This window comes from Mesorhizobium sp. P2_D6 (assembly GCF_056404315.1).
Genome location: NZ_JBFUEG010000009.1, coordinates 107,878 through 133,891, shown reverse-complemented (window position 1 = coordinate 133,891; position 26,014 = coordinate 107,878). Strand labels below are relative to the sequence as shown.

28 protein-coding genes are annotated in these 26,014 nt (G+C 63.6%); 14 read left to right on the top strand and 14 right to left on the bottom strand.

Annotated elements, in window-relative coordinates:
- Window positions 1-155: 155 nt before the first annotated feature.
- Window positions 156-818 (bottom strand): LexA family transcriptional regulator, encoded by a 663-nt coding sequence (locus AC1D1L_RS20390; protein WP_477343254.1) that lies wholly within the window; start codon window positions 816-818, stop codon window positions 156-158.
- An 80-nt stretch (window positions 819-898) separates the two neighbouring features.
- Here AC1D1L_RS20390 and AC1D1L_RS20385 point away from each other — a divergent pair, with 80 nt between their 5' ends.
- The 3 genes from AC1D1L_RS20385 (at window position 899) to AC1D1L_RS20375 (ending at window position 2,938) form a co-directional block, all read left to right on the top strand.
- The gene (locus AC1D1L_RS20385) at window positions 899-1,267 is read left to right on the top strand and encodes a hypothetical protein (protein ID WP_477343253.1); all 369 of its coding nucleotides are present in this window, start codon (window positions 899-901) and stop codon (window positions 1,265-1,267) included.
- An 82-nt stretch (window positions 1,268-1,349) separates the two neighbouring features.
- The gene (locus tag AC1D1L_RS20380) at window positions 1,350-2,042 is read left to right on the top strand and encodes a GcrA cell cycle regulator (RefSeq protein ID WP_477343252.1); all 693 of its coding nucleotides are present in this window, start codon (window positions 1,350-1,352) and stop codon (window positions 2,040-2,042) included.
- 296 nt (window positions 2,043-2,338) lie between these two features.
- A complete protein-coding gene (locus AC1D1L_RS20375) occupies window positions 2,339-2,938 on the top strand; it encodes a DUF6456 domain-containing protein (protein ID WP_477343251.1) in 600 nt (199 codons plus the stop codon).
- A 61-nt stretch (window positions 2,939-2,999) separates the two neighbouring features.
- On the opposite strand, the gene AC1D1L_RS20370 is transcribed toward AC1D1L_RS20375, so the two are convergent.
- Together AC1D1L_RS20370 and AC1D1L_RS20365 are read right to left on the bottom strand one after the other, a co-directional pair.
- Window positions 3,000-3,311: a hypothetical protein gene (locus tag AC1D1L_RS20370; RefSeq protein WP_477343250.1), complete on the bottom strand. Its 312-nt coding sequence runs from the start codon at window positions 3,309-3,311 to the stop codon at window positions 3,000-3,002.
- 552 nt (window positions 3,312-3,863) lie between these two features.
- Window positions 3,864-5,144 carry a DUF763 domain-containing protein gene (locus AC1D1L_RS20365; RefSeq protein ID WP_477343248.1) on the bottom strand — a complete coding sequence of 427 codons (1,281 nt, stop codon included), beginning with the start codon at window positions 5,142-5,144 and terminating at the stop codon, window positions 3,864-3,866.
- Window positions 5,145-5,326: 182 nt separating this feature from the next.
- Here AC1D1L_RS20365 and AC1D1L_RS20360 point away from each other — a divergent pair, with 182 nt between their 5' ends.
- The 3 genes from AC1D1L_RS20360 to AC1D1L_RS20350 all read left to right on the top strand — a co-directional run bounded on the left by AC1D1L_RS20360 (window position 5,327) and on the right by AC1D1L_RS20350 (window position 8,236).
- Window positions 5,327-6,184, top strand: coding sequence for a hypothetical protein (locus tag AC1D1L_RS20360; RefSeq protein WP_477343247.1), 858 nt, complete (start codon window positions 5,327-5,329; stop codon window positions 6,182-6,184).
- A gap of 80 nt (window positions 6,185-6,264) precedes the next feature.
- Window positions 6,265-7,185 carry an HNH endonuclease gene (locus AC1D1L_RS20355; protein ID WP_477343246.1) on the top strand — a complete coding sequence of 307 codons (921 nt, stop codon included), beginning with the start codon at window positions 6,265-6,267 and terminating at the stop codon, window positions 7,183-7,185.
- A gap of 169 nt (window positions 7,186-7,354) precedes the next feature.
- On the top strand, window positions 7,355-8,236 hold the full coding sequence (locus AC1D1L_RS20350; protein ID WP_477343245.1) for a transglutaminase family protein: 882 nt from the start codon (window positions 7,355-7,357) through the stop codon (window positions 8,234-8,236).
- A gap of 299 nt (window positions 8,237-8,535) precedes the next feature.
- On the opposite strand, the gene AC1D1L_RS20345 is transcribed toward AC1D1L_RS20350, so the two are convergent.
- Entirely contained in the window at window positions 8,536-10,476 is a 1,941-nt protein-coding gene (locus AC1D1L_RS20345; RefSeq protein ID WP_477343244.1) for an acyltransferase family protein, read from the bottom strand.
- A gap of 496 nt (window positions 10,477-10,972) precedes the next feature.
- Here AC1D1L_RS20345 and AC1D1L_RS20340 point away from each other — a divergent pair, with 496 nt between their 5' ends.
- Window positions 10,973-11,326 carry a cupin domain-containing protein gene (locus AC1D1L_RS20340; RefSeq protein ID WP_477343243.1) on the top strand — a complete coding sequence of 118 codons (354 nt, stop codon included), beginning with the start codon at window positions 10,973-10,975 and terminating at the stop codon, window positions 11,324-11,326.
- Between the two features lie 53 nt (window positions 11,327-11,379).
- Here AC1D1L_RS20340 and AC1D1L_RS20335 read toward each other — a convergent pair whose 3' ends face one another.
- A complete protein-coding gene (locus AC1D1L_RS20335; RefSeq protein ID WP_477343242.1) occupies window positions 11,380-11,619 on the bottom strand; it encodes a hypothetical protein in 240 nt (79 codons plus the stop codon).
- Window positions 11,620-11,788: 169 nt separating this feature from the next.
- Here AC1D1L_RS20335 and AC1D1L_RS20330 point away from each other — a divergent pair, with 169 nt between their 5' ends.
- The 3 genes from AC1D1L_RS20330 (at window position 11,789) to AC1D1L_RS20320 (ending at window position 12,926) form a co-directional block, all read left to right on the top strand.
- Window positions 11,789-11,962 (top strand): hypothetical protein, encoded by a 174-nt coding sequence (locus AC1D1L_RS20330; RefSeq protein ID WP_162712445.1) that lies wholly within the window; start codon window positions 11,789-11,791, stop codon window positions 11,960-11,962.
- Window positions 11,963-12,005: 43 nt separating this feature from the next.
- Window positions 12,006-12,488, top strand: a complete 483-nt coding sequence (locus AC1D1L_RS20325) for a pyridoxamine 5'-phosphate oxidase family protein (protein WP_477343241.1) — start codon at window positions 12,006-12,008, stop codon at window positions 12,486-12,488.
- 189 nt (window positions 12,489-12,677) lie between these two features.
- Window positions 12,678-12,926 carry a hypothetical protein gene (locus AC1D1L_RS20320; RefSeq protein WP_477343239.1) on the top strand — a complete coding sequence of 83 codons (249 nt, stop codon included), beginning with the start codon at window positions 12,678-12,680 and terminating at the stop codon, window positions 12,924-12,926.
- Window positions 12,927-13,426: 500 nt separating this feature from the next.
- On the opposite strand, the gene AC1D1L_RS20315 is transcribed toward AC1D1L_RS20320, so the two are convergent.
- The 8 genes from AC1D1L_RS20315 to AC1D1L_RS20280 form a co-directional block, all read right to left on the bottom strand.
- Window positions 13,427-13,705, bottom strand: a complete 279-nt coding sequence (locus AC1D1L_RS20315; protein WP_477343238.1) for a hypothetical protein — start codon at window positions 13,703-13,705, stop codon at window positions 13,427-13,429.
- Between the two features lie 110 nt (window positions 13,706-13,815).
- Window positions 13,816-14,886, bottom strand: coding sequence for a sensor histidine kinase (locus tag AC1D1L_RS20310; protein WP_477343237.1), 1,071 nt, complete (start codon window positions 14,884-14,886; stop codon window positions 13,816-13,818).
- 761 nt (window positions 14,887-15,647) lie between these two features.
- On the bottom strand, window positions 15,648-16,478 hold the full coding sequence (locus AC1D1L_RS20305) for a metal ABC transporter permease (protein ID WP_352560725.1): 831 nt from the start codon (window positions 16,476-16,478) through the stop codon (window positions 15,648-15,650).
- Window positions 16,462-17,256, bottom strand: coding sequence for a metal ABC transporter ATP-binding protein (locus AC1D1L_RS20300; protein ID WP_477343236.1), 795 nt, complete (start codon window positions 17,254-17,256; stop codon window positions 16,462-16,464). The genes AC1D1L_RS20305 and AC1D1L_RS20300 overlap by 17 nt, the downstream gene beginning before the upstream one ends.
- Before the next feature lie 26 nt (window positions 17,257-17,282).
- Entirely contained in the window at window positions 17,283-18,164 is an 882-nt protein-coding gene (locus AC1D1L_RS20295) for a metal ABC transporter solute-binding protein, Zn/Mn family (RefSeq protein WP_477343234.1), read from the bottom strand.
- Window positions 18,165-18,463: 299 nt separating this feature from the next.
- Window positions 18,464-19,525: a maleylacetate reductase gene (locus tag AC1D1L_RS20290; protein WP_477343233.1), complete on the bottom strand. Its 1,062-nt coding sequence runs from the start codon at window positions 19,523-19,525 to the stop codon at window positions 18,464-18,466.
- Window positions 19,522-19,779: a dioxygenase family protein gene (locus tag AC1D1L_RS20285; protein WP_477343232.1), complete on the bottom strand. Its 258-nt coding sequence runs from the start codon at window positions 19,777-19,779 to the stop codon at window positions 19,522-19,524. Before AC1D1L_RS20285 ends, AC1D1L_RS20290 begins: the two co-directional genes overlap by 4 nt.
- Before the next feature lie 129 nt (window positions 19,780-19,908).
- Window positions 19,909-20,322, bottom strand: coding sequence for a hypothetical protein (locus tag AC1D1L_RS20280; RefSeq protein WP_477343231.1), 414 nt, complete (start codon window positions 20,320-20,322; stop codon window positions 19,909-19,911).
- Here AC1D1L_RS20280 and AC1D1L_RS20275 point away from each other — a divergent pair.
- On the top strand, window positions 20,284-21,018 hold the full coding sequence (locus tag AC1D1L_RS20275; RefSeq protein WP_477343230.1) for a class I SAM-dependent methyltransferase: 735 nt from the start codon (window positions 20,284-20,286) through the stop codon (window positions 21,016-21,018). The genes AC1D1L_RS20280 and AC1D1L_RS20275 overlap by 39 nt on opposite strands.
- Window positions 21,019-21,118: 100 nt before the next feature.
- Window positions 21,119-22,657, top strand: a complete 1,539-nt coding sequence (locus tag AC1D1L_RS20270; protein ID WP_477343229.1) for a winged helix-turn-helix domain-containing tetratricopeptide repeat protein — start codon at window positions 21,119-21,121, stop codon at window positions 22,655-22,657.
- Window positions 22,658-22,700: 43 nt separating this feature from the next.
- On the opposite strand, the gene AC1D1L_RS20265 is transcribed toward AC1D1L_RS20270, so the two are convergent.
- Window positions 22,701-22,994 (bottom strand): hypothetical protein, encoded by a 294-nt coding sequence (locus AC1D1L_RS20265; protein WP_352587553.1) that lies wholly within the window; start codon window positions 22,992-22,994, stop codon window positions 22,701-22,703.
- 231 nt (window positions 22,995-23,225) lie between these two features.
- Here AC1D1L_RS20265 and AC1D1L_RS20260 point away from each other — a divergent pair, with 231 nt between their 5' ends.
- Together AC1D1L_RS20260 and AC1D1L_RS20255 are read left to right on the top strand one after the other, a co-directional pair.
- Window positions 23,226-24,773 (top strand): winged helix-turn-helix domain-containing tetratricopeptide repeat protein, encoded by a 1,548-nt coding sequence (locus AC1D1L_RS20260; protein WP_352587556.1) that lies wholly within the window; start codon window positions 23,226-23,228, stop codon window positions 24,771-24,773.
- A gap of 286 nt (window positions 24,774-25,059) precedes the next feature.
- On the top strand, window positions 25,060-25,944 hold the full coding sequence (locus AC1D1L_RS20255; RefSeq protein WP_477343227.1) for an AraC family transcriptional regulator: 885 nt from the start codon (window positions 25,060-25,062) through the stop codon (window positions 25,942-25,944).
- Window positions 25,945-26,014: the final 70 nt, after the last annotated feature.

The window sequence follows — 26,014 nt, the reverse complement described above, 5'->3', positions numbered from 1 at the left end:
TCCCCCCTCGAGGGGGAGATGGCCGCGAAGCGGCCAGAGGGGGTCGGTCCGACTGTGCTCGACTTACCCTGCAGATGGAGAGTCGGCGCTTCACGCGCGGCGACCCCCTCTGTCGCCTTCGGCGACATCTCCCCCTCGAGGGGGGAGATTGGCGCTCACATATCGATCATTGAGCGCTTCACCCGGCCGATGATGGTGATGGCGCCTTCCAGTGCCGGTGGCGGGATGTCCATGTAGGAGGCCGGCTGGAAGGGCGGGTTCTCGTTGGGGCGATAGCGCTTGTAGGTGGCCTGGCCGGTTTCGTCGGAAATGACGTAGCAGCCATTGGTCACCAGCCGCTTGTCGCGCAGGTTGACGAAGATGATCGAATCCGGCGGCGAGATCTTGTTCATCGACGGGCCGTCGACGCGCAGCGCAATCCACTGGCCCTGCTCGAGATCGGTGGTGGGAATGGTCGGATAATCGCTGAGATTGACCACCATGTCTTGGCTGCCGAGTTCGCCGGCGCTGATCCACGAGACGATGGGCACGTCGACCGTGGCCAGCGACGGCATCGGGATCTGCCGGCCCGCCTCGTCAAAGCCGAAATGGCCGCTCGCAAGGCTGCCGCCCTCACCGTTGAACAACAGCCAGCCGGGGTCGACGCCGAACAGGCGGCCATATTTCTCCGCCGCCTTGCGCGACAGCGGCCGGTTGCCGTTCTCGTGGCTGATCAGCGTGTTCTTGTTGATGTCGCGCAATGCCCGCGCGGCGTCGCTCGGCGAGGCATAACCCGCCTCCGCCCGTGCCTGCTGCAATCTGTGCCTCGGTTCCTGCATCGTACAAATTGCCTGAAATTTATCGTCCAATACGTACGATTTTGCTTGCGTACGCTTCGTACATATCGTACGCTTAGCGCATGATCAAACAAACCGCAAGCGTTTCCGCACGCATCGTCAGCTTTCTCCAATCGTCCGGGCCGTCCTCCTCCCCGGTCCGGACGCCAACCGGGGCTTTTGCCCCGGATCCGGTCGGCCTCCCCCTGTCGATCGGAACGGCCGGAGCCGCTCCTCTCCCGGCTCCGGCCACCTTTTTGCCCGATGGCGCCGCCGGTGCGCCAAGGGCTGCTTCCGGCGGGCAGGGCATCTCCTGTATCCGCACGGAAGACGGCACGGTCATCCTGTTTGACCGGCTGACGGGGAGGGCGGTTTCCGCCCTCACCAAAGCGGCAGCGGAAGCTGCATTGCGGCATATCGTAGGCGCCCTGCCGGCCGCCAGCACCGCCTGACAATACCAAACCCGACGTTCTGAACCTTTGCCTTGGCCCTCAGGCCGAGCGCTGCCTTTGCGCGCAAATCAATGGATCCGACATGACTGCCTATACCGAGACCGAATTGCAGGAGATTGCCGTCTGGCTCAGGGATGGCCTGTCAGCGGCCAGGATCGCCATCCGCTTCACGGCGCTGCGCGGCCGCCCGGTCTCGCGCAACGCCATCATCGGCATCGTCCACCGCAACAGTGCGCTGAAGACCATCGACTTTGCCAATCCCAAGGGCGGCCGGTCCGGCGGCCGACCCAGGAAGAATGCGGCAAGGGCGAGTGCGGCCAACCAGAACACCGCGGGGAAGAATCCCCCGGTGCAGCCGAACAAGCCCGTAAGGCAGCCAGACGTTTCGAAGCAGGCAGCACCAACCGCGCCGGTCGCCAAACCGGCCCCTCAGCCACCGGCCAAGCCACTGTCGCCGCCTCGGCCGGCACGCCCGATCCCGGGCGAGGGGCGACTGGTGGTCGACGGCGAAATCTACCGCTTCAAGATGCCGGCGCCGCGCCCCGCCGCCATCTGTCGCCAGCCGCATGTCGCCGCCATGCGCTTCATCGATTGCCTGTTCGACCGCTGCCGCGCGCCGCTCGACCTGACGCTGGAGGAAGACCTCGAAAATGATGAGCCAGGCAGCCGGCCGGGACCGGACATGCTGTGCTGCGGCCTGCGCACAAGGGCGCTGAAAAGCTACTGCGAATATCATCAGGCGCGCTTCCACCGGCCTGTGGTGGAGGTGGTGTAGGCACCAGTTTCGGCGAGGGCTGATCGCCAGGCATCGGCTCCGGTGCGCGCTGGCGAAGCGATGAGCAGTGACAGGTCGGCGGGACAGCGCCCCCCTCTGTCCTGCCGGACATCTCCCCCACTTGGGGGAGATCGGATGTCGCCGCCGCTTTCGCCAATCGCCAACGTTGCAAAAAGGCGCCGCCGCGGAAACTGCCAATCTCCCCCCTCGTGGGGGAGATGTCCGGCAGGACAGAGGGGGGCGCGAAGGAATGCCAACCTTTCCAGCTCAACAATCCACCCCACAAGGATCACCCGATGAGCAAAAAAACCGCGCAGAAAGCAAAGCCGCCGAAACTGCCCAGGGACGAGGCAGAGCAGGTGCGCATTCGTCGCGAGATCGGCCATGATTTCGCGCTGAAGGATGATCGCTTCGGCCGCAAGCGGCTCAGCGTCGGCACCGAGGAGGCGCGGCGCGTCTACGAGGTTTCCAATGATGGCTACACCGCGACCGGTGGTGTCGTGCGGCTGCGCAATGTCGATCCGCTCGTCGGCATCACCTCGCTGACGCGCCAGCAGCGCGAGGCCGGCCAGCGCTTTCGCGATGATTTCGAGCGCGCCTCACGCGACGGGCTGCGGCCGATGCCTTGGGAAGAACGCGTCGATAGCAGCCGCATCAATGGCGGCATGCCCGACCGCGTGCTCAACGCCGGCCGCGCCCATGCCGGCGCCAGTGCCGCATTGGCGCATTGGGAACTGGCCGATACGGTGCGCAACATCTGCCTCGAGGGCCAGTCGGTGAAGGCGCTGGCCGAGCGCACCGGCGAGGGACGCGATGTGGTGGTGAAGCTGCTGAAGGTCGGGCTCGACCTGCTGGCCGTGCATTACGGGATGATGCTGATGCGCAAGCCGCGATAAGGCCGGCGCAAGAAATCGGCCGGCCGGCAGATGCCGGCCGGACCGGCTTAAGCTACCAGGGTCACCGCTCGCAAACGCGGATTTCTTCAACGATCCTGTGGTGATGGCGCCAATGCTTGACCAGCTCTATGTGGCAGCGGCGATGATGCCTGTGATACCTGTGGTACCTGAAGCCGTTATCGTAGGAATCGTACTGATAGTAGGGGCGAGGAGCGTAGCGACCGCCGTAGTAGTCGCGATATCCGTCACTGTAATAATCGTCATCGTAGCCGTTACCGATGCCGATCACGACACGCCCGCCGGCATTCGCCGGGGCAATCATCGCTGCCGCTGCGGAGATGGCGATAATCGAAGCAAGCAGGAGCTTTCTCATGGCTGCCTCCTGTTCAAGGTTGACCTAATATAACCCCCGGGGCGCGACCTCGTTCCATAGTTTTGCAAGATGTGAACAACCTTGCGCGAGCATTGCGGGATGAGGGTAAGCCAGCGTCACCGCCTGTAGCCATCATCCTCCCTTTTTTGATCCGTTCGCCACGCCTGTTGAAGGGCGCAGCGTGGAGGGTATGAAAACAGGCGCTTGGAGCAATTCAGTGAATCAAATCCTGAGCCGGAAGGTGCCTACAGGAGCATTTACTCAAGGGTAGCGCCGCCCCTCATCCGCCTGCCGGCACCTTCTCCCCGTATAGTGACGGGGAGAAGGGAACAGCCGCGACCTCGGCGCCCTTTCTGCGACGTTGGCGATTGGCGAAAGCGGCGAGGACAGCATCTTTCTCCCCGTCACTATACGGGGAGTTGAGGAATGGTCCGCGAAGCGGACGAAAAGCCAACTGCTTGGCTTTTCGAATGACGAACGTCCGGCAGGACAATGAGGGGCGGCGCTGACAGACGATCCTTATCAATGCGTCAGGCCGATTCAGCGTGCGTGCTAGGCACCCTTCTTCAGCGGCTTCCGCACTTCACCATCCTCCGGCGCCTTCTCCCACCCGAACACACTGCGCCCGCCAAGCAGATGCGACTGGTCGAACTCGCCGGCGACGATCTCCTTCAGGCTCGGCCCGGTGACATAGCGCTCCAGCCGCCGTGCCTCGCAATCCAGCCGCTGCAGCGCGCCGAGCTCTTCCTCGCGGCCGAGCTTTGCCTTGCCGACGGCCGATTTCAGCACCGCGATCGTCTCGTCATACACTTTCAGCGGCACCGGGAAGGGGTGGCGGTCCTTGCCGCCATGGGCGAGCGAAAAGCGTGCCGGATCGGAGAAGCGGCAGGGCGCGCCGTGCACCACCTCCGCCACCATGGCCAGCGCCCGCACCGTGCGCGCGCCGACGCCGGGCACCAGCAGCAGGTCGGGGAAATCGGCCGGCCCGCTCTCGATGGCGGCGGAAATGTTGCCGTGCAGCCGGTGCATGAGGATGTCGCTCTCGCGCACGTCGTGATGCGCCGGCATCACCAGATTGGGCAGCATCGGCTGTGCGGCTGGTTTCGCGGGCGGTGCTTTCGTCGGTGGCTCCAGCACGGCAAGCTCGTCCAGAATCCGCTCCGGGCTCATGGTCTTCAACAGGTCGAGCTGCCCGGTTCGTGACGGTTCGGCGCGATGGTCGGTGAGGTTGACGATCTCGCCCTGCCGCTCGCCCTCGATCGCCGCATGCGGCTGGTCGACGAAGCTGGTCAATCCTTCCGACAGCCAGTGGTAGCGGCGCGCCTGGCGGCTGTCGCCGTTCATGCCTTGTTGCACCACCACCCAGCGGCTGTCGTCGGTAACGATGAAGCCGTGCAGGTAGAGGTCGAAGCCATCCTGCACGGCGGCGCTGTCGACCTTGGCGACCAGGCGGCTGGCGGTGGCGAGCGCCGCCCCATCGATGCCGACGCGCTCGCCGATCGCGGTCAGCTCCTGCGGCGTCTTGCGCGAATGTGCGCCGCGCCCGCCGCAGACATGGATGCCGAGCTCGCGCGACATCGGGTTCAGCCCGCGCTTCAGCGCGCCGACCACCGAGGTGGTTATGCCCGAGGAGTGCCAGTCCATGCCCATGACGGCGCCGAAGGACTGGAACCAGAAAGGATGCGCCAGCCGCCGCAACAGCTCGTCGCGGCCATAGTGATGGATGATCGCCTCGCACAAAACCGCGCCCAGCCGCGTCATGCGATCGCCCAGCCATTTCGGAACCCGCCCGCCATGCAGCGGCAGGTCCGCACTGCCGCTTCGCTGCGTCAAAGTCTTGTTCTCCGTGGCCAGGTGCGCACCGGCGGTGCGCCTGTGATCTAGATGGCATTTGGGTTGAGATTTGCAAGCGGGGTGGGTGCAGCGCCTTTCGCTCGGCTGTCCTCGCTGGCTCCCATCCTTGCGATCCCACCAAAACCATTTGAATATGCGCGTCGCCGCCTGGGGGAACACACGTGGCGCACGTCGCTGTGGTCACGCATGAATATGACCGGTTCCAGACGCCATGGCGCCTGCTGCGCCGGCGCGACAGCCCGTACATGCTGTTCGACATCCTGGCCGAGCTCGAGCGGCGCGGCCACCGGGTGAGGCGGCTTTGCGGCCTGTCGCAAGCGCCCGATGCCGATCTCGCCATCCTGCATGTCGACGCCACCATCGTGCCGCAAGCCTATGTCGACTATGCCGCCCGCTTTCCGTTTTGTCTGAACCTTGCTGTCTCGGACATTTCCAAGCGCCGCATCAGCCAGGCGCTGCTGCGCGACGGTGACGGCTGGAGCGGGCCGGTCATCGTCAAGAGCAATCTCAACCACCACGGCCTGCCCGAAGCGCGTTTCAATCTGCGCGCCGCGCGCCACGGTCGCCCGATACCTTTTCCAGGCGCGCGTGAAATGCCCCGCTACGCGGTTTTCGCCGCACGCGGCGACGTGCCTCCAGAGCTTCTCGAAAGGCCCGATCTGGTGGTGGATAAATTCATGCCGGAAATCGTCGCCGATGGGTTCGGCACCCGCATCTGGGTGTTCTGCGGGACGCGCGAACGCTGTGCGCGCTATGTCTCGCCCAACGCGGTGGTGAAAGCCTCCGAGACGATAAGGCGCGAGCCGGTGCCGGTGCCCGACGAGATGCGCCTTCTGCGCCAGAAACTCGGCTTCGACTACGGCAAGTTCGACTTCGTCATCCACCAGGGCCAGCCAGTGCTGCTCGACGCCAACCCGACCCCCGGCCGCCCGAAAAGCGTACGCTCGATGCTGGTGGAGGCGGCGGCGAATCTGGCGGATGGATTCGAGGGGATGATGGGGAGGGGTGGGCGAGGATAGTATCCAGCGACCGGTTCGACGGTGGTGTCGCTGCTGCCATGTAGATAAGCTGGTCGTATGGTGCGGGGTTTGGGATAATCATGAAAGCTGTTTTCGACGTGAAGCCGGGATCCGGCTATGACGATGACATTACCCGCCGCTATCATTTCCCCGCTCGCAGCAACTATCTGGATGCCGCTCGAAACGCAGTTGGTGATTGGGTGCTGTTTCGCGAACCGCAACGCAATGGTGGTCGCCGCGCCTATATCGCGACCGCCAGAGTGACGGGTGTCGAGCCGGACCCAGCTCGGGCCGATCACTACTATGCCAATGTGGCGGACTACCTCGAATTTCCGACGCCGGTGCCTTTTATCAAGGATGGCCGCTATGCGGAGACACTGCTGCGCGCGATTACGGACCCCAGCCGCATTGGCCAAGCGGTGCAGGGCAAGTCTATGCGTCCGATTCTGATGGAGGATTTTGACGATATCGTGCTGGCCGGCCTCAGCGAGACCCTTGATCCGGCCAACGCCAGGAAACTAGACCTCGACATCCTGCCAGTAGACATTTCGTTTCCAGCGCATGTGGGAATGGCCGAGGCAGTCGATCGGCGCGTCGAACAGATATTGTTGAACCGCAAAGTCCGCGACGCGGCTTTTCGGCTGGAGGTCTGTCGAGCCTACGAGGATACATGCGCCGTCACTGGCCTGCGGATCATCAATGGCGGCGGCAGAGCTGAAGTTCAGGCGGCCCATATTAAACCGGTTGCGGCTGGCGGGCCGGACGTTGTCCAAAACGGCATTGCGCTGTCCGCGACAGTGCACTGGCTCTTCGACCGACATCTCATCTCGATAGACGAGAACCATCGGCTTCTGGTGGCCCATAACCGGGTACCCGGTGAATTAAGGAATCTCTTCCGCCCGGAACGTCAAGGTTTGCACTTGCCATCAGATCCAAGGTTGCGGCCACATCCGGCATTCTTGGCTCATCACAGAGAGGCATTCGCGGGCGCGATACACTGACAGTCTGACCTTGATTAGGTGCCTCCGCCTCTGCGCGCCACCATCCTCGCTGCGCAAAGCTCCGCCGCATCGCAAAACACCCCACGCGAACGCCCCAAACACGCCCATCGAACGCACGTCGAAAAACACTATATGATCGCGCCCCAGGCCAATTTGCCGACGAGCTCCGATGCCGATTTTTTCAGTCAAGCACACGACCGTCTATCGCTATCGCCAGCCCGTGAGCTTTGGCGAGCATCGGGTGATGTGTCGGCCGCGCGACAGTTTCGATCAGCGGCTGCTGGACCATGCTTTGTCCGTGGACCCCGAACCGAAGGCGGTTGGCTGGATCCATGACGTTTTTGGCAACTGCGTTGCGGTGATCGATTTCGAGGGTTCGGCCAATGAACTCCGTTTCGCGACAGACATCCGGCTCGATCACACGCCGCAGCATGCGCCGGACTTCCGCATCGATGAGACCGCGCTGATTTATCCATTCTCCTACGATCCCGACGAGGCGGCCGACCTTGCTCAGACCATGGAGCGCCATCATCTCGACGACGGCGACGAGGTCGGCAAATGGGCGCGACAGTTCGTCAGTGCCACGGGACACACCGAGACCGGCAAATTGCTGATGACGCTCTGCTACGCCATCCACGAGAGCTTCGTCTATTCCCGGCGGGTCGAAACCGGGACGCAGCCGCCGCTGATGACCTTGCATCTGCGCAAAGGCACATGCCGGGACTTTGCGCTTTTCATGATGGAGGCAGTTCGCTCGCTCGGCTTTGCTGCCCGCTTCGTGACCGGCTACGTCTATGTGCCGAGCCGCGACAGTGCGGATGTGCGCGGCGGAGGGTCGACGCATGCCTGGTGCCAGGTCTACCTGCCTGGCGCCGGTTGGGTCGAGTTCGATCCCACCAATGGCATTGTCGGCAACCGGGATCTGATCAGGGTGGCCGTGGCCAGGCACCCTCAACAAGCCATACCGCTTTCTGGAAGCTACTCCGGCAGTGCCTCGAGCTTTCTGGGGATGGCCGTCGAGGTGAAGGTGACGAAGGAAACCGGCGCATAGGCTCCCTCGGCATGGGTTTCTCCAGCATGGCGTTCGGCCGCCGACAGGCGGGAGCCGGGTGAAAGGTGCTCCAGCCTGGAAGCACCTCTCACCCGCATTTGCCCCGATCCGGGAGGGGACGGATCGGAGCAATGTGACCCCTCCCTCGAGGAGAAAGGTCAGGCCGCCAGCGCCCCCGCTGTTCTCATCTCACTCCTTAAAGCCCGCCGCACTGAACGGTTTCAGTCGACGGGCTTTAAGTCTTTGTTTCCATGCATGTCGTTGTCCCAAAACCGCTGCACACTTTTGGGCGACATGCATCAAAACAGCGCCTTCTCCACCACCGGCTCCAGCGATTCTGCAAACGGCGTCGCCAGATGGTGGCGGTCGCGGTAGGCGAGTTTGCCGTTGATGAAGGCGTGGCAGGTGTGCTGGTCGCAGAACTGGTTGGTCAGGTCGATGTAGCTGGCGCCGGGCACGGTGCGCACGATGTCGCGCTCTATCGCCGCGCCGGCGTCGTTCGCGGCCTCGGTCCGTTTCTGGTCGCACAGCGACGGCGTCTGCCCGCGCCACAGCGCGCGCGCCACGCAGGTGTCGACATGGTCGTCATTGAACGGCACGTCGCGGATGAAGGCGACCTTCAGTCCGGCCCGGCTGAATGCGGTGAGCGTCGCGCGCAGGCCAGCCCGCGCGTCGGAATCCCGGCTTTCGGGCATCTGCATGCCGACCGACATCTTGCGCAAACTCGACTGCGCGATCTCCGAGATCACCACCAGGCTCGGCCGCGCGGCGATGATCTGCCTGATCGATCGCTCGCGCCACTGGTCGCACTCGGTGTAGTCGCGTTTAAGCTTGCTCACCCAGACTGTCATCCGCGAGGCCCGGCAGGAGGATTTGAGCCAGGTGACGACCTTGGTGTTGTTCTTCTCAGCCGCCTCGATCAGCGGCGTCGACCAGTGGTCGGCATGCGAGTCGCCAAACAGTGCAATCGTGCGCCCGGCGGTTTGGGTCCCGAACATGCAGGCTTTTGGCGTCACCGTCTCATAGCTGAGAACGCAGCCGGCCTCGCGGGCAGTCGAGGGGCGCGCCGCGCTGGCGGCGATGCTGCGCTGCTGCGGATCGAGATCGTGGACGACCAGCCTGGCATTGGCGTAGGCGGCTGCGACGCCGGTGCCGGTGAGGAGGACAGCCGGCACCAGCGCCCGCGCCGCATTGGCCATCAGCCAGCCGTTGCGGCGGATCGGGTTTTCGATGACATGGTAGGTAAACAGCGACAGCGCCAGCGTCAGCGCCATGCAGCCGAGCCGCTGCAGCGGTGAAAGCTCGGGCACCAGCGTCGCGGCAAGGACGATCACCGGCCAGTGCCAGAGATAGAGCGAGTAGGAGAGCTTGCCGACCCACTGCAGGGGCGGCAGCGCCAGGACGGCACTGGGGCCATTCCTGACGCCGGCCGCTCCCGCCAGCAGCAACAGCACGGTGCCGGCCACCGGCATCAGCGCCATGAAGCCGGGGAAGGGGGCGTCCTCGTTAAAGCTGAGATAGGCGCCGCCGATGAACGCCAGGCCGAGCCATGCCAGCGGCGCGGCGAGAAGCGGGCGGTCCTGCCAGAATTTTTGCGGCACTATGGTCGCCAGCCCGCCGGCGGCGAATTCCCAGGCGCGCAGCGGCGAGAAATAGAAGGCCCAGGGCTGCGCCATGGTGGTGAGCCAGGCACAGACGGCGAACGAGATGAGGCCGGCAATGCCGATCACCAGGATCGCGCCGCACTTGCCGGGGCGCAGCCACGCCGCCAGCACAAGCAGCGCCGGCCAGGCGAGATAGAATTGTTCCTCCACCGACAGCGACCAGAAATGGATGAACGGGTTGCTGGTCGCATCCGCCGCGAAGTAGTCGAACGACCAGCGGATCAGCCAAAGATTGATCATGTAGGCCGAGGCGTACATGGCGCCCTTGGAATAGAGCGACTGTTCCTCCGGCGCCAGGATGAAGGCGCCGGCCACCAGCGTGGCAAGGATGACGAACAGCGACGCCGGCAACAGCCGCCTGGCGCGCCTGGCGTAGAAGCGCCACAGGTCCAGCCGTCCGGTCTCGGTGATTTCGGCGAGCAGATGGCGGGTGATCAGATAGCCCGAGATGACGAAGAAGATGTCGACGCCGGCAAAGCCGCCGGGCAGGCCGGTGAGGCCGAAATGGAAGGCGATGACACCGGCAACCGCCAGTGCGCGCAATCCTTCGATATCGGGCCGGAACGATGCTGGCACGGTGAAACCTCGTCCTGTCGCATGATCCCGGAGCAAAGTCCGCCTGGCCGAGATGCCGGTAAACATCTCGCCGGGGATCACACGTGCTGCAGCGTCCCTGCGCGCCGGGATGGACGCGTGGGGCCGTAGCCGTTGACAGCCCGCCCGATGCAAAGACTCGACCCTGCAGGCCGATATCGCAATGCAACAAATCTAACGCAGTGCAACATTGAGGGAGATGAACTGCCAATCTCCCCCCTTGAGGGGGAGATGGCCGCGAAGCGGCCAGAGGGGGTCGGTTCGACCGGACTCGGCCTGATCTGCAGATGGGAGGCTGGCGCTTCACGCGCAACGACCCCCTCTGTCGCCTTCGGCGACATCTCCCCCTCAAGGGGGGAGATTAGCTCCCCGCCACTTTCGCCGATCTCCGACATCGTGGGTCGGCCCCCGCGTTGCCCTTGCCATGCGCATCGGCTATTTCACCGCCAGCCAATGCAGGCGCAAACGGAGCCCGACCATGACCAATACCACCATCCTCAAATTCGGCGCTGTCGAGCATGCCGATGGCGAAGACTTGCCGGGCTGGATCGCGGTCGGGGGCAGGCCGACCATGCAGACCGCCGTCCAGCACACCACCGCCGACGGCAAGGTGATGTCGGGCACCTGGCGGGCCTCGCCCGGCACCTACCACGCCACCTATACCGACTACGAGTTCGTGCACATGATCGCCGGCCGCATCATTATCACGCCGGATGGCGGCACGCCGGTCGAGGTGGGTCCGGGCGATGCGTTTGTGGTCGAAGCCGATTTCAAGGGCACCTGGCAGATCCTCGAGCCGGTGACCAAGCACTTCGTCGTCAGGGCTTCCTGATCGACCGTCGTCAGGGTTGCCTGATCGACGCCAATATCACAGATCGGCGCGCTTCATCGCGCCGGTTTGTCGCGCGTCCTCTGCGGAATGCATTGCGGCGCCGATCTGCCGATGATCCTGTCGATTATGGCTTCATCGGCATCTTCATGGCCGGTGAGTTCGCGCAGCAGATCCCTGGCATGCTGGATCCAATACCGCTCGCCAATCAGCCCTTCGGCGACCGAGAGGCTGAACGCACTTCTGACAATGTCGAAGTCGTGCGCGGATATGAAGGGTGCGGTGTTGTCTTCCATCGTATGGCTCCCGCAGGGCGGGAGTACGATGTACACTCTCAAGCACCGGTGCCCGTGACATGGCCGGCGACACCGGCATTATATGCTCTGACAAAACATTAGCGAGTCATTCCGGTCGCGGTGGAACCGATCGCCATCCCCGACGGTTGTGTCGCAGGAAGGCGGCCCCATGCCCCTCACGGTTCGAGCCACACTCTGCGAAATCCGCGACGACCTCCATGCCTTGCGCAAGACGGTGGCTGCGCGCGGCCAGATCGAAACCATCCAAGCCATCGATGCGCTGATCGGCGTTGCCGAGTCGGAGGCGGTCCGGGCCATCCGGCGCATCGATCTCGGGGCCTGATTTTCAACGCAAACACTTTCAACGAGTATCGACGGGAAGAACAATGGACATCAGGGAGATGACGCAGCAGGAATGCACCACCATGCTGAAGTCGGCCAGGCTCGGCCGGCTGGCCTGCGTCCGCGACAACCGGCCTTACGTGGTGCCGATCCACTTTGCCTTCGGCGACAATTTCATCTTCAGCTTCTCGCTGCCGGGCAAGAAGGTCGAATGGATGCGAGAGAACCCGAATGTCTGCCTGCAGGTGGACGATGTCGGCGGCGTCCACGGCTGGAAGAGCGTTGTCGTCGACGGCCTGTTCGAGGACCTGCCTAAGGCGCCCGCGCTCGACGCCACGATCCCCGCCAGGGATCAGCAGATCCCTGCGTCCAATCACGACCGGGAGTTTGCCTGGTCGCTGCTGCAGAAGCACTCCAATTGGTGGGAGCCGGGCGCGTTGAAACCCGGCGAGCAGGCCGGTTCGGGCAGCCATCTGTTCTACCAGATCAGGATCGAGGCGATATCGGGGCGACAGGCGTATCGCTAGAGCGTTTCACCGTTTCACGGAAACGGCGAACCGCTCTATCTCTTTGTTTTTACGCAATTCCCAAGGGAAAGCGCTACGCGCTTTTCCCGGGAAAACCGATCACACTTTTCCTGGAATTGCTCTAGGGCCACTGCCCGAGAGGACGATGAGGCACCAGCCGCCGGCGAGCCATCGCAGGATTGGAACGTCTTGGCGCTCGAGCGCGTTTATGTTCATCAGGGAGTATCAAAAACAATGGCCATTCACACCGATTACCGAACGAATAGAGCCGACTATGCGATTGCAGCAAAGCCGAAGCTGACTGGCACTGCTGTTGCGGCTGAGGCGAAAAAGAAGGCGGCGCGGCTTAATGATCAGCTCAACGATCAGCGTTCCGCCAGACTGTCAGCAAATCCATCGGATACGTCGGACAAGCCCAAACCCAGATCGCGGGGCTAGCTGGCTGCCGCGCCGCCTAGATTTGCGCCAAATCTCATCCCCTATCCCACCCGAGGGCTATGACGCCCTTGGGTGTTTGTCGTCGCGTCGTCGAGGATAGCCGGACGGACCTGACACACCAGGCGCCGATGGAAGGCGCAAAAAAACCCGCGTCCGGAGGGGGTCGGGAGGCGGGTTCTTTAACGACCAAGCGCTTTGGGACACTCGATGTACCTATCAACGCACCAGCAAGGCGTTTGTTCCCTTGGAAGACAGTTAGTCGATACACCTGCACAAACTCCTTGGTGGGCTTCGCCTTGGAATGCGTCGCGGGACTGGCGCCCTTGGCGCTAACTCTGGCCAACGCCATCATTCCACGTCACCTAAACGCGGCGTCACCACCGATCGGCAATTTCGCGAGACCATGAGGACACAAAAAGCCCACGCCTCCGGCGGAGGACGCGGGCCGATCGGAGGCGTGCGGGAACCAAAGGCTCCGGACTAGGCGATGGTCTTTGTTGTCAGTACCAGCGTCCGCGGCCGTAAAAGCCACCGCCGCCGAGTAATAGAACAATAAGAACGATCACGAGAATTGTGGTGATATCCATATTTCGTCTCCTATGCGCGGCGCCAACGTTCGGCGTATGCCGCTCTTGCCTGACCAGTGACTTATGTCTGCCGTAAACCGGGTGGCCTAACGCAAACCAAAAAAGCTCATTATCGCCAGCACAATAACGACGGCTCCGACCAACCAAATAATGCTGTTCATAACGGCTCGCCTTTTTCTTGAGCTGCAGCAAAACAATTGCCGCTCAATACCAACGGCCGCGCAGCGTTCTTGTTCCAAAGGGCGGAACCTCCGGCCGCAGCCAAGGTTTAGCTACTTTGATGTTCGAAGGTTTCCGAGCCGCTACGCCGCGCGCGGCACGCGCGAGGTGAACGTCGCCCTGGTCACCGACACGCTGGTGCCATTGCTGTCGCTGATGACCTCGATCTTGGCCTCGAGCTGCTTGACCAGCGCCTCGACGATGGCCGTTCCCAGGCCTGCACTGGCGACGATGGTGGCGGGCTTGCCGGCGCCATTGTCTGAGACCGTCAGCTTCCAGTCGCTGCCATCGGTCTCGTAGGAGACCTGGATCAGCGCTTTGACCTTCTCCATCGGGAAGGCATATTTGATCGCATTGAGAACGAGCTCGGTGACGATCAGGCCGAGGCTCACTGCCTTTTGCGAATCGATCCTGCCACCTTGCGCGGTGACGTTGACCGCGATCGGCTGGACATCGCCGACCATCGACGAGGCCAGGCTGCTGCACAGCTTCGACAGATAAGACACGACGTCGATCTCTTCGAGGCCAGCCTCGGTGTGGAGATGGCGCTGCACCTCGGCCACCGATAACACTCGCTGATGGGCATCCTTCAGATGCTGGCGGGTTTCCTCCGAGGTGACCGAACGGGCCTTGAGCAAAAGAATGCTGGCGATGATCTGCAGGCTGTTGGCGACCCGATGCTCCATCTCGCGCAGCAGCACATCCTTTTGCCGCAGCAATTCTTCGGTGCGGGCGAGGAGCTCTTCCTTTTCCTTCTCGATGGCGCGGCGGGCTGTTATGTCGTTGAAGGCGAGCAGGATGGTGATGGTCGAGCTATGGTCGTAGAGCACTTTGCGAGCGTTGAGCAGCATCGTCCGCCGGCCGATAGTGGGGAAATCATGCTCGACCTCGAAGCCGTCCATGGCGGTCTTCTCGGGGATGATCGTCTCCAAAAGCAGGCGCAGTGCGGGAATATCCCATTGGCCGTCGCCGAGCGCATAGAGCAGGGCGCCGTGCGTCTGTTCGGGGTCGACCTTGAAGGTCTGATAGAAGGAGCGGCTGGCCGCCAGCACATGAAACCGCTCATCGAGCACGAGGAAGGGCTCGACAATCGTGTTGACGATCGCCTGCGCCAGCGTCTGCGCGTCCTCGATATTCGCGATGGGGTAAAACAAGGCGCAAAGCCAATCTGGAGGCGCAGCGCCTCCGCTCAGCTTTCATCTCCTACACCATTGCCAAGCTGGAGTCGCGAACTGAATTGATGTGGCCGATTTCCCGCCGCCTTGTGCAGTCGCCAGCGTCCTCCTCATCCCGTCGGGAAGAGGAGGACGTAGCGAAGCGAATATCGGTTAAGGGGGCGTCACCTCGTTCGCCTCGAACCGATGCGGATCGAAAAGCTGAGACGATGGCGTTCTGCGGTGCCTGGTTCGAGAGAACGCAGGCAAGGATGCTGCCGGGTCGCCGGCGCGTTAGCCAAGAGCGAGCGGCGCACTCCGAGAGTGCATGCCGCCCGTCCGGCGCCGGGCCGTCAATGCTGTTGTAACGAAACCCCCCAGCCCCGTCTCAACCGCCACGGCCATGGCGTGACCCATGGCTTGGTATACGCATGCACCCCTGCGGTCTGTCAACGCCCGTCCAGAGGGATGTCGGGAGGTCGATTTTGTGCCTCCCGGCTGGCTTTCCGGGCAAGTGCATGGAGGCCATCTGTCACGGCAAAATCGTTGTAAGTGGCGGTTTTCCGGGCTTTCCCGCGGGTCGACAGCGGCGACGCCGGCGTCACTTCCGTCGCGATCTAGGCGCTTGAATCGATTTGCCTTTCCGGGCTGAAACGTTTCAGGAGGCTGGTTTTCAACCTGACTTTTTTTGGGTGTAATTCCCTAGCGTCCGTTTTGAACCCGCGAGTTGTTCAGGGCGGCCCGTCATGCCGGCATTGCAATCAGGGATTGCCGTCGGCCAATCGCGCCTCCGGTGCGGCCGTCGAGCGCCGCGCCATGCCGCTGATGACATAGGCGGCAGCGCCCAGCGCCGTGATCCAGAAGCTGGTCGGCCAGTCGGTCAGGAAGGCGAGCGACAGGCTGATCCACGCAATGACGACGGCAAGCGCGATCGAGGCCAGCACGCCGGCGGCGACGCCGCTGGTCAGCCTGAGCGCGGTGGCGGCGGGCGCCACCATCAGCGCGAAGACCAGCAGCACGCCGACGATCTGCACCGCCTCGGAGGTGGCGACGGCGACCAGCACCATGAACAGGGTCGAGACCAGGGTGATCGGCACGCCGCGCGCTTCGGCGAGTTCCGGCTGCAGGCTGGCGAACAGCAGCGGCCGGGCGATCAGCACCAAAGCGGCGAGGATTGCCACCGCCAGCACCGCCAGCACGATGACGGTGCGCAGGCTGATGCCCAGCACATTGCCGAACAGCACGTTGGTCGCCTGCGAGGCGAAGGCGGTGTAGAAATGCAGAAACAGCAAGCCGAGACCCAGCGACAGCGTCAAAACGATGCCGATGGCGACGTCGCGATGCGCGCGTTCGCCGAGCAGTCCGATCCCGATGCCGGCAGCGATCGTGAACACGGTGAGACCCAGAAACGGCGACAGCCCGATCAGGCCGGCACCGGTCGCGCCGGGAAAGCCGACATGGGAGAGCGCATGGCCGGCGAAGGTCTGGCCCCTGAGCACGAGGAAATAGCCGACTGCGCCCGAAACGATGCCGACAATGGTGCAGGCGTAGAAGGCGTTGCGCATGAATTCATAGTCAAAGATCGTGGACATGCGCCCCGCTTTCCAGTTCGACATCGTCGGCCATGACGAAGATGCGGCCGGCGACGCGCACCACATTGATGTGGGTTCCGTAGAGCTTCGACAGCACCGGTCCGCTGATGACCTCGTCGACGGAGCCGATCGCGGCCTTGCCATTGCCGAGATAGAGCACGCGGTCGACGGCGCGCAGCAGCGGGTTGATCTCGTGCGAGCAGAACAGCACCGCGATGCCCAGCCGCTCGCCGATCTCGTGCACCAGCTCGATGATCGCGCGCTGATGCGCCGCGTCGAGGCTGATCAGCGGCTCGTCGAGCAGAAGCAGTTGCGGATCGCCGATCAGCGATTGCGCGATCAGGATGCGCTGGCGCTCGCCGCCGGAAAGTTCGCCCAGCGGCCGCCGCGCGAGATCGGTTGCGCCAATCGCTTCGAGCGCCTTCCAGGCGGCTTCCTTCTCGGCGCTGGACGGGATCGGCCAGCCCCAGCGATGCCCGCCGGCAGCACTCAGCACGAAGTCGAGGCCGCTGATGCCGACATCGCCAAGCGCGCGCCGCGCCTGCGGCATGTAGCCGATGTCAGAATTGCCGCGCGTCGGCGGTTTGCCGAGCACCGAGATGGCACCGCCGGCCGGCTTTATCAGGCCGAGTATGGCGCGCAGCATCGTTGTCTTGCCGGCGCCATTGGCGCCGAGCAGGCCGATAAAAGCGCCTTGCGGAATCGAAAAGGAGACGTCGGATAAAACCCGGCGTCCCCCATAGGTCAGCGTGACCTTGTCGAATTCAATTGCGTTCATTTAGTCACGTTTATTGGCAGTCATGTTCATTGTGTGCGGGCTGCGAGCGCCTTCTGGACCGCGTCGATCTGGCCGCCGAACCAGGTCTGGATCGTCTGGCCCGCCGGTTCCGTCTCGGTGACGCCGATGACGGTGACCTTGTTCTGTTTTGCGATGTCGAGCAACCTTGTCGTGGCCTCGTCGGTCACCTGCGAATTGTAGAACAGGATCTTGGCCGAGCCGTCCTTCAGGCTGTTCTCGAATGCCGCCACCTGGGTGGCGCTCGGCTCCGCGTCGTTCATCAGGGCCACCTGGAAATCGTAGTTCAACATCTTGAGGCCGAGCGCTTCCGCCATGTAGCCGAAGACAGGCTCGGTGGCGGTCACCTCGGTGCCAGCGTAGGTCTTCTTGACGTCGGCGATTTCCTTGTCAATGGCCTCGAGCGAGATCTGGAAGGCCTTCAGATTGGCCTCGTAATGTACGGCATTGGCGGGATCGCGCTTGGCAAGATCGGCGCTCAGCGCCTTGGCGATGGCCGGCAGCGTCGCCGGGTCGTACCAAAGATGCGGATTATCGCCCGACTTCTTGCCGATCAGGTCGGCGGCAACGATGGTCGTGCGGTCTTTGCTGGTCGAGGCTGACAGCAGCTTGTCCATCCATGGATCGTAGTCGGCGCCGTTGTAGATGATGATCTTGGCGTCGGCGATGGTGCGCGCCGTCGACGGGCTGGTCTCGAACAGATGCGGATCGTCATCGGGATTGGCCAGGATGCTGGTGACCGTGACATTGCTGCCGCCGATCTGGCGGGCGAGGTCGCCATAGAAATTCTCGGCCGCCACGATGGTCAATTTGTCTTCGGCGCGGGCAGCCGTGCCGGTCAAAAGCGGCACCGCAACCAGCAGCGCGGCGAAAAAGGGAAGGGATCGCATCCGTGGTCTCCTTGCAGTCTGGAAGGCACGTCGCCGGAGAGGCGCCGCCGTGTAACTGTATAACAGTAACAATATAACGTTTGCGTCAAAAATACGGCCGATGTCAATGGGCTTTTTCAGCGGCGCACTTTTTCGCGCGCACAAAAGCGTGAGCGGCCCGCGCCGATCTGGCGGGGCCGCTCATGCCCTGTCGGCGATGTGTGAAAGGGCAGGGCGATCGCCGGCACCGCGAGGCCGCGAGCACGCCGGTCGCGGCGGTATTCCTGATGAATTCGCGGCTGGTAAGTTCCTTGTTGCCGTCAGTTTTGCGGACGCCTTCCCTCCCACGCGTCCTGCAACAGGGCGCGGATTGCGGCGCGGTCGAAAGGCCGCGGATTCCAGTATGGATTTTTCGTCGCGATCTCAGCGGCGCGGTCGAGATCGTCCTGTTTGAGGCTGAGCTCTTTCAGCGTCAGCGGCGCGCCGACCGCCTTGGCGAAATCATGCAAGCCGCCACCGGCGCTGCCGCCAAAAATGTCGGCGACTGGCTTTAGCAGGTCGGGCACGGCAACAGCGTTGAAGCCGATCGTGTGCGGTAGCATCACCGCATGGGTCTCGGCATGCGGCATGTCGAATGAGCCGCCCAGCGTGTGGCAGATCTTGTGATGCAGGGCCATGCCAACGGTGCCAAGCACCGTGCCGCACAGCCATGCGCCATAGAGCGCGTCGCCACGTGCATCGAGATTTCTAGGCTCCGTGATCAACACCGGCAGCGCCGTCTTCAGCGCGCGCAACCCTTCGGTCGCCATCAGGGTGGAAATCGGATTACGGTCCTGCGCGTAGAGCGCTTCGGCCGCATGCGCCATGGCGTTGAATCCGGAGGTGACGCTCATCGCTACCGGCAGGCCGACCGTCAGCTCCGGATCGTAGATCACCACTTCCGGCAAGATCTTTGCGTCACGCATTGTGATCTTTTCGCCATTCTCGGTCTGGCCGAGGATCGGCGTCACCTCCGAGCCGGCATAGGTGGTCGGGATGACGATTTGCGGCAGGTCGGTGCGCCAGGCGATCGCCTTGCCGAGTCCGGTTGTCGAACCGCCGCCAAGCGCGACAACGCAGTCGGCGTTGACCTCCGCTGCCTTGGCCATTGCCGCCTCGGTTACCTCGATCGGCGTGTGCATGGTGGCGTCCGAAAAGGTGCCCGCCGCCAGCGCGCCGAGCGACTTGGCAAGCGCCTCGCCATCGGCAGCCCGATGCGGCGTTGACAGCACCAGCGCGCGCTTGCAGCCGAGCTTTTCGATCCAGGTGCCGACCTCGGAGGACGCGCCATTGCCGAAGACGATATGGGCCGGGCTGCCGGAATAGGTGAATGCTCGTGTCATGCCGCCCGGCTCCCCTTGCGCGCCATCGCCAGAACGAAGGCGAAATCGAGCGACCAGCTTTCGCCGGCACGTTTGAAATCGCGGACCAGTCCCGGCTTGACGCCGAAGAGTGCGTCTTCGCTGAGATGCTGATCGCTACTCTCGAAGACCTGTGTGGTCAATGTCTCGAAGCCATCGGCGCGGATGATGAAGTGGGTGTGCGCCGGCCGGCTGAGCGGATAGTTCAACTGCCCGAGCATCTGATCAAGCGCCATGAGCAAGCGGTGATCTGGGGGGCTTAGGCGCGGCTGGCTCTCACGCCAATTTCGGCCGAATTTCAGCCTGCGGTCAGGACGGTTGACCGGGATCCAGGCACCATGGCTGCATTCCACGTGGCTGAAGGATCACGCCATGACGCCCGCCGAATCGTCCTTGCCGCATTCACGGTCTTCAACGCACTGCAGATCGTGTCCTACATCCCGCAGATCGTCTGTGTCGTACGCGATCGCCATGGCGCCTCGGCTATCGACCTGGATCATCCGGCTCGCCGGCAGTGCTGCGACCACGGCATATGCGTTCGTCAACATATGGGACATCTGGCTTGCCGCTGTGAACGCCGTGTACACGCTTTGCTGCCTCGCCATCATACTCCTCACCGCGTGGAAACGGGCGCGGCATCGTGATCTCGAATGGACATCGTCGGCGCCCGGCCCCTCTTTGGCCCCGCTGTAGGAAAGCAGCAGGCAGAACCACAGACTTGAAACGGGAACAAAACCGCCATGGCAGACGCGCACATCAAACACTGGGACGAGAACCATTCCCGCGGCTTCCTGGACAACGGGCGCTATTTCGTGCCGGAACGCGAGCGCCAGATCGAGATCATCGCCGACCTCATTCCGCAACCCGCGCCGGGCGGCCTGCTGGTGGAGCTGTGCTCGGGCGAAGGGCTGCTCAGCCGCGCGCTGCTGGAGCGCTTTGCCGACTGCCATGTCCTGGCGCTCGACGGCTCGGCCGAAATGCTGGAGCAGACGCGGCAAACCTGCCGCGACCATGCCGGCCGCCTGACCGCGGCCGCGTTCGAGCTGGCGGAGCGCGACTGGCGAGGTTTTGCCGAGCCGCCGCATGCCATCGTCTCCTCGCTCGCCATCCATCATCTCGACGGTCGCGAGAAGCGGACATTGTTTGCCGACCTTGCGGCGGCGCTTAGCCCCGGCGGGGTACTTATTGTGGCCGACATCGTGCGCCCGCCAAGCGCCAGCGGCCTCGCCATCGCCGCGCGGCAATGGGACGAGGCGGTGCGCGCCCGGGCGCTGGCGATCGACGGCGATCTTGCCGCCTTCGCCGAGTTCAATCGGCTGGGCTGGAATTACTTCCGCAACCCCGACGGCGAACCGATCGACAAGCCGTCCTCGCTGGCCGAGCAACTCACCTGGCTTGCGCAAGCGGGCTTCACTGAAGTCGACTGCGCCTGGCTGTTCGCCGGCCACGCCATCTTTAGCGGGCGAAAGCCTTGATGTCTTGGGGCGGGCGTGATGTCTTCGAGCATGCGACGGCCGTGACAGACTCCTAGCCGTCGCGCGGATCGAATTGGTTGACGTCTCCTCGAGGGGCGACATGACGACGTTCGAATTCTCCGGCCACAGGCTCGATCTGCACAGGGGCAGGCTGCAGAGGGGCGGGCACGACGTCGACCTGCGCGCCAAGTCGCTCTCGTTGCTCGTCTACCTCTTGGAAAATGCCGGCCGCGTCATCGGCAAGGACGAGTTGGTCAATGCGGTCTGGCCGAACATCGCCGTTTCCGACGATTCGCTTACCCAATGCATGAAGGACATCCGCAAGGCGCTCGGCGCCGAGGCCGATGGCCTGATCCGCACCGTGCTGCGGCGGGGCTATGTGATCGACGAGGAGCGCGTGCGCCGCCTCGAGGATCGGGTCGCGACCGGGAGCGGGGAGGGCAGCGCCGACGACAGGCCGTCGATCGCGGTGCTGCCTTTTGAGAATCTCAGCGGCGACCCGGCGCAGGACTATTTCGCTGACGGCATGGTCGACGAGATCACCACGGCACTGTCGCGCATGCGCTGGCTGTTCGTCATCGCCCGCAATTCGAGCTTCGCCTACAAGGGCGAGGCCGACGGCGTGAAACGGGCTGGAGCCGAACTCGGTGTGCGCTACGTGCTGACCGGCAGCGTCCGCAAGGCCGGCGATCACATCCGCCTCACCGGACAGCTCATCGACTCCGCTTCCGGCAAGACGATCTGGGCCGACCGCTACGACGGCATCATGGCCGATGTGTTCGACCTGCAGGACCGGCTTTCGGAGAGTGTCGTCGGCGCCATCCAGCCGTCCATCCTGTCGGCCGAGATCGAGCGTTCGCGGCGCAAGCGGCCGGAAAGCCTCGCCGCCTACGACTACGTGCTGCGCGCCTTTCCGCTCACCTGGTCGCTCGAGCGCGCGCAGAACGAGGAGGCCGGCACGCTGCTTGAACGTGCGATCGCGATCGAGCCGGATTACCCGCTGGCGCTTTCGCTGCTGGCCTGGTGCCATCTGCAGCGCGCGGGCTACCGCTGGACCGAAACGCCGGCCGCTTCCCGGGAGGAGGGCCTGCGCCTGGCGCAGAAGGGCGCGGCGCTCTCCGGCGACGACCCGATGGTGCTTGCCGTACTCGGCGCGGCGCATTCCTTTGCCCGCGAGTACGATGTCGCCGACATATATCTGGCGCGGGCGCGAGCGCTCGATCCGAATTCCGCCTGGGCCTGGCTGCGCAGCGCCTGGCTCGATGTCTATCGCGAGCGGCCCGAGGCGGCGATCGAGAAGTTCGAGCATTTCGAACGGCTGAGCCCGCGCGACCCGATGGGCTACATGGCCGAGATCGGCATCGGCGCCGCGCATTTCGTCGCCGCGCGCTATGACGAGGCGGTGGCGCTGACGCAGCGCGGCCTTAGCCAGCAGCCGGGCGCCTGGTGGGGACTGCGCCTGCTGGTCACGGCGCTGGTTCATGCCGGTCGCAAGGACGAGGCACGGCACGCTTGCCGCAGGCTCATGGAAACTTACCCGGGCCTCACCATTGCCAGGGTTGGCGACGCCTCGCCCTTCGACGCGGGCACGAGCGAACGCATCGCTGCCGGCCTGCGCGAGGCCGGCCTGCCGGACTGACCATGATCCGGAACCAGATCCGGTGCGGGGCTTGCGCCGGTGCTCAGCATTCGCGGCAATGGCGGCGATCATCTACTATCTGCGCAAGCACCTCGGTGGGGTCGCGCTCGACCGGCAGGGTGAGGGCGTTTTCAATGTCGAAGGCGGTCAGGCCGATGTCGCGGCGCTCGCATTCACTCATAGCGGCAAGCACGGCCAGCTCGCCGCGCGCCTTCCAGAAGCGCGGCAGCCATAACAGCGTCCATTTCGCCGCCGCGTACAGCCGGAAAAACAGGGAGAAGGAAGGGCGCCGCCCGTAGCCGGTTTCGGCACCGATGAAATGATCGATCGTCGTCATGGGGTTTGTCTCCGTGCTGGACATGGTTGCCTCCTGTTGTGATCTCCGGCATTCGGCGCCGCCTTGGCCTGTGCGTCGGTTGCAGTGATCTCGCCCACGCGTTGCGGCTTCGGTTTTCTTGCCACCTTCATCGTTGAGTGCGAGATTGCGCTCGTCCGAGATGCATGTCCGGAAAGCGGTCTGAAAGAGTACTGACGAAGCCCTGAAAATTGCGAGGAGCAGACAGTCGCGATGAACGCCGAGCCGCAGCCGATCTATCGCTTCGCCGGCTTCAGCCTCGACACGCGCGCCGGAGTGTTGCGCGACGGTTCTGGCGAGATCGCGCTGCGCCCGAAATCGCTCGACCTGCTGATTTTTCTTATCCGCAACGCCGGCCGGCTGGTGTCGAAGGACGAGCTGCTGCATGCGGTGTGGAGCGACGTGATCGTCACCGAAGATTCGCTCACCCAATGCATCAGCGACATCCGCCGCGCCCTAGGCGACAAAGCGCAGACGCTGGTCCGCACCATGCCACGCCGTGGCTACATGTTCCCCGGCGAAGTGCTGGAGCGACCGCCAGCTGTCGATGCGCGTCCGTCGCCTCAGCTCCCCGACAAGCCGTCGCTCGTCGTGCTTCCGTTCGAGAACCTGTCGTCGGACCCGGAGCAATCCTACCTCGCCGACGGCACGGTAGAGGAGATCACGGCGGCGCTGGCGCGCATTCGCGGCCTGTTCGTCATGTCGCGCAACTCGGCCTTTGCATACCGCGGCCAGGCGCTCGACCTGCCGCGCATCGGCCGCGAGCTCGGTGTCCGCTACGTGCTAGAAGGAAGCGTGCGTCGGCATCTCGATCAGCTCCGCATCTCGGCCAGGCTGATCGAGGCCGAAACCGGCAGCCTGATCTGGGCGGAAGGCTTCAAGGGTGACATCGCGGATACGTTTGCGCTGCAGGATAATGTGACGGCGGGTGTCGCAGGCGCCATCCTGCCGTCGATCCAGATGGCGGAAATCGAGCGTGCGCGCCGCAAGCGGCCGGGCGACCTGCAAACCTACGATCTGGTGATGCGCAGTCTGCCGCATGTCTGGGCGCTCGGCCGCCAGGACAATGCGATCGCCATCGAGACGCTGGAGAAGGCTTTGCTGGGCGATCCCGACTATCCGCTGGCCCTGTCGCTGCTGTCCTGGTGCCATGCGCAGCGAAGCGTCTACAATTGGTCGACCTCGCCTGAGGCCGACCGGCGCCGTGCGCTGGGGCTGGCGGAGCGATCTGCCGAACTCAACGGTGACGATCCATTTTCCCTGGCCGTGCTCGGCGCTGCCCACACGGTGTCGAGCAATTTCGTCACTGCAGCCGCGTTGCTTGAAAAGGCGTGTTCGATCGATCCCAATTCGGCCTTCGCCTGGAACAGGAGCGGTTGGGTTGCAGCCTACAGAGACGAGGTCGAGCGGGCGGTCGAATGCTTCGAGCGGTCGTTGCGACTGGGGCCGTTCGATCCCATGGTTTATACCTGTCATTTGGGTCTGGCTGTCGTGCATTTCAGCGCAGGGCGGCCCGGCCAGGCGGCGGATCTGTATCTGCGTGTCCTGGCGGAGCATCCGAACGCCTTGTGGATCCTGCGTACGCTGATCCCGGCCCTGGTCGAAGCGGGACGCCTCGACGAAGCCCGGCAGCATATGGCGCGTTGTCAGCGCGAATATCCGGAGCTCACCTTGCGGGCGGTTCGCGACTCGATGCCCTTTAGAGTTGAAATTCTCGACCGACACGAAAACGCGCTGAGAAGCCTTGGAGTGCCGGAGTAGAGGACCATTTGCCGGATTGGCATTCGGACATGGATTCGGCGACCGGAGCCTCGCCTTCCGTTCCAAAGACGATCCGTCGCTTGCAGGCAGCCGGATTGCCGCACCCGCAACCGCTCTACCTCGACCACAAAACGTCAAAAAAGTATCAGTCATGTGGACAGACCGTGGTGGCGGCTGCAACAATTGCCGCCTAAGCTTTGATCACTGCAGAGAGCGGCATACGCGGCCTGCGGGACAAGGCACTGCAACTGGTCGCACGACCGGACCGGCGCCGGGAGGAACTGACATGAATCCGGACTTGGAAGTCGTCCAGATCAGACGTGGCGAGTCGTTCAAGGCCTGGGCCCACGGCTACCCCTTCCACACCGTGCGCTGGCACTTCCATCCCGAATACGAAATCCATCATGTCGTCGCGACGTCAGGCCGCTATTTCGTCGGTGACTTCATCGGCGAGTTCGAGCCCGGCAACCTCGTGCTGACCGGCCCCAACCTGCCGCACAACTGGGTCAGCGATGTGCCGGATGGCACCAGCGTTCCGCTGCGCGGCCGCGTCGTCCAGTTCTCGCAAGAGTTCATCGCCGACGCCACGACGGCACTCCCCGAGCTTGCCGGCTGCGCCCCCATTCTCGAACTCAGCCGCCGCGGCGCGCTGTTCTCCGCTGCTACCGCGAAGCTTGCCGCCCCTGTTCTGGCCGAGCTGGTCGAAGCGCAAGGCGTGCGCCGCATCGCGCTGTTCATGGAACTCATCGACATTCTGAGCCGCGCCGCCGATGCGCGGACGCTGACCAGCGCCAGCTATCTGCCCGATCCCTCGGGCTTCATGTCGGCCGGCGTCAACAAGGCGCTTGCCTATATCAATACCAATCTGACCGAGCCGTTCAGCGAGAGCGATCTGGCGGCGATTGCCGGGCGCAGCCCGAGCGCGTTTTCGCGCAGCTTCCGCCGCCACACCGGCATGGCGCTGGTGCAATATGTCAACCGGCTGCGCATCAACCTCGCCTGTCAGTTGCTGATGAGCGAGGCCGACATGCCGATCACCGAGATCTGCTACGCCGCCGGCTACAACAACATCTCGAATTTCAACCGCCAGTTCCTGACGCAGAAAGGCATGTCGCCTTCGCGCTTCAGGGCCTTGCTGGCGGAAAACATCAGTGCGGAGATTGCCGCCTAACAGGGAGGACCGGGAGGAGCTTTAGACATTTTGGGAAGAAAGGACGCGGGGTGTGCGTTGGAGGTGCCCC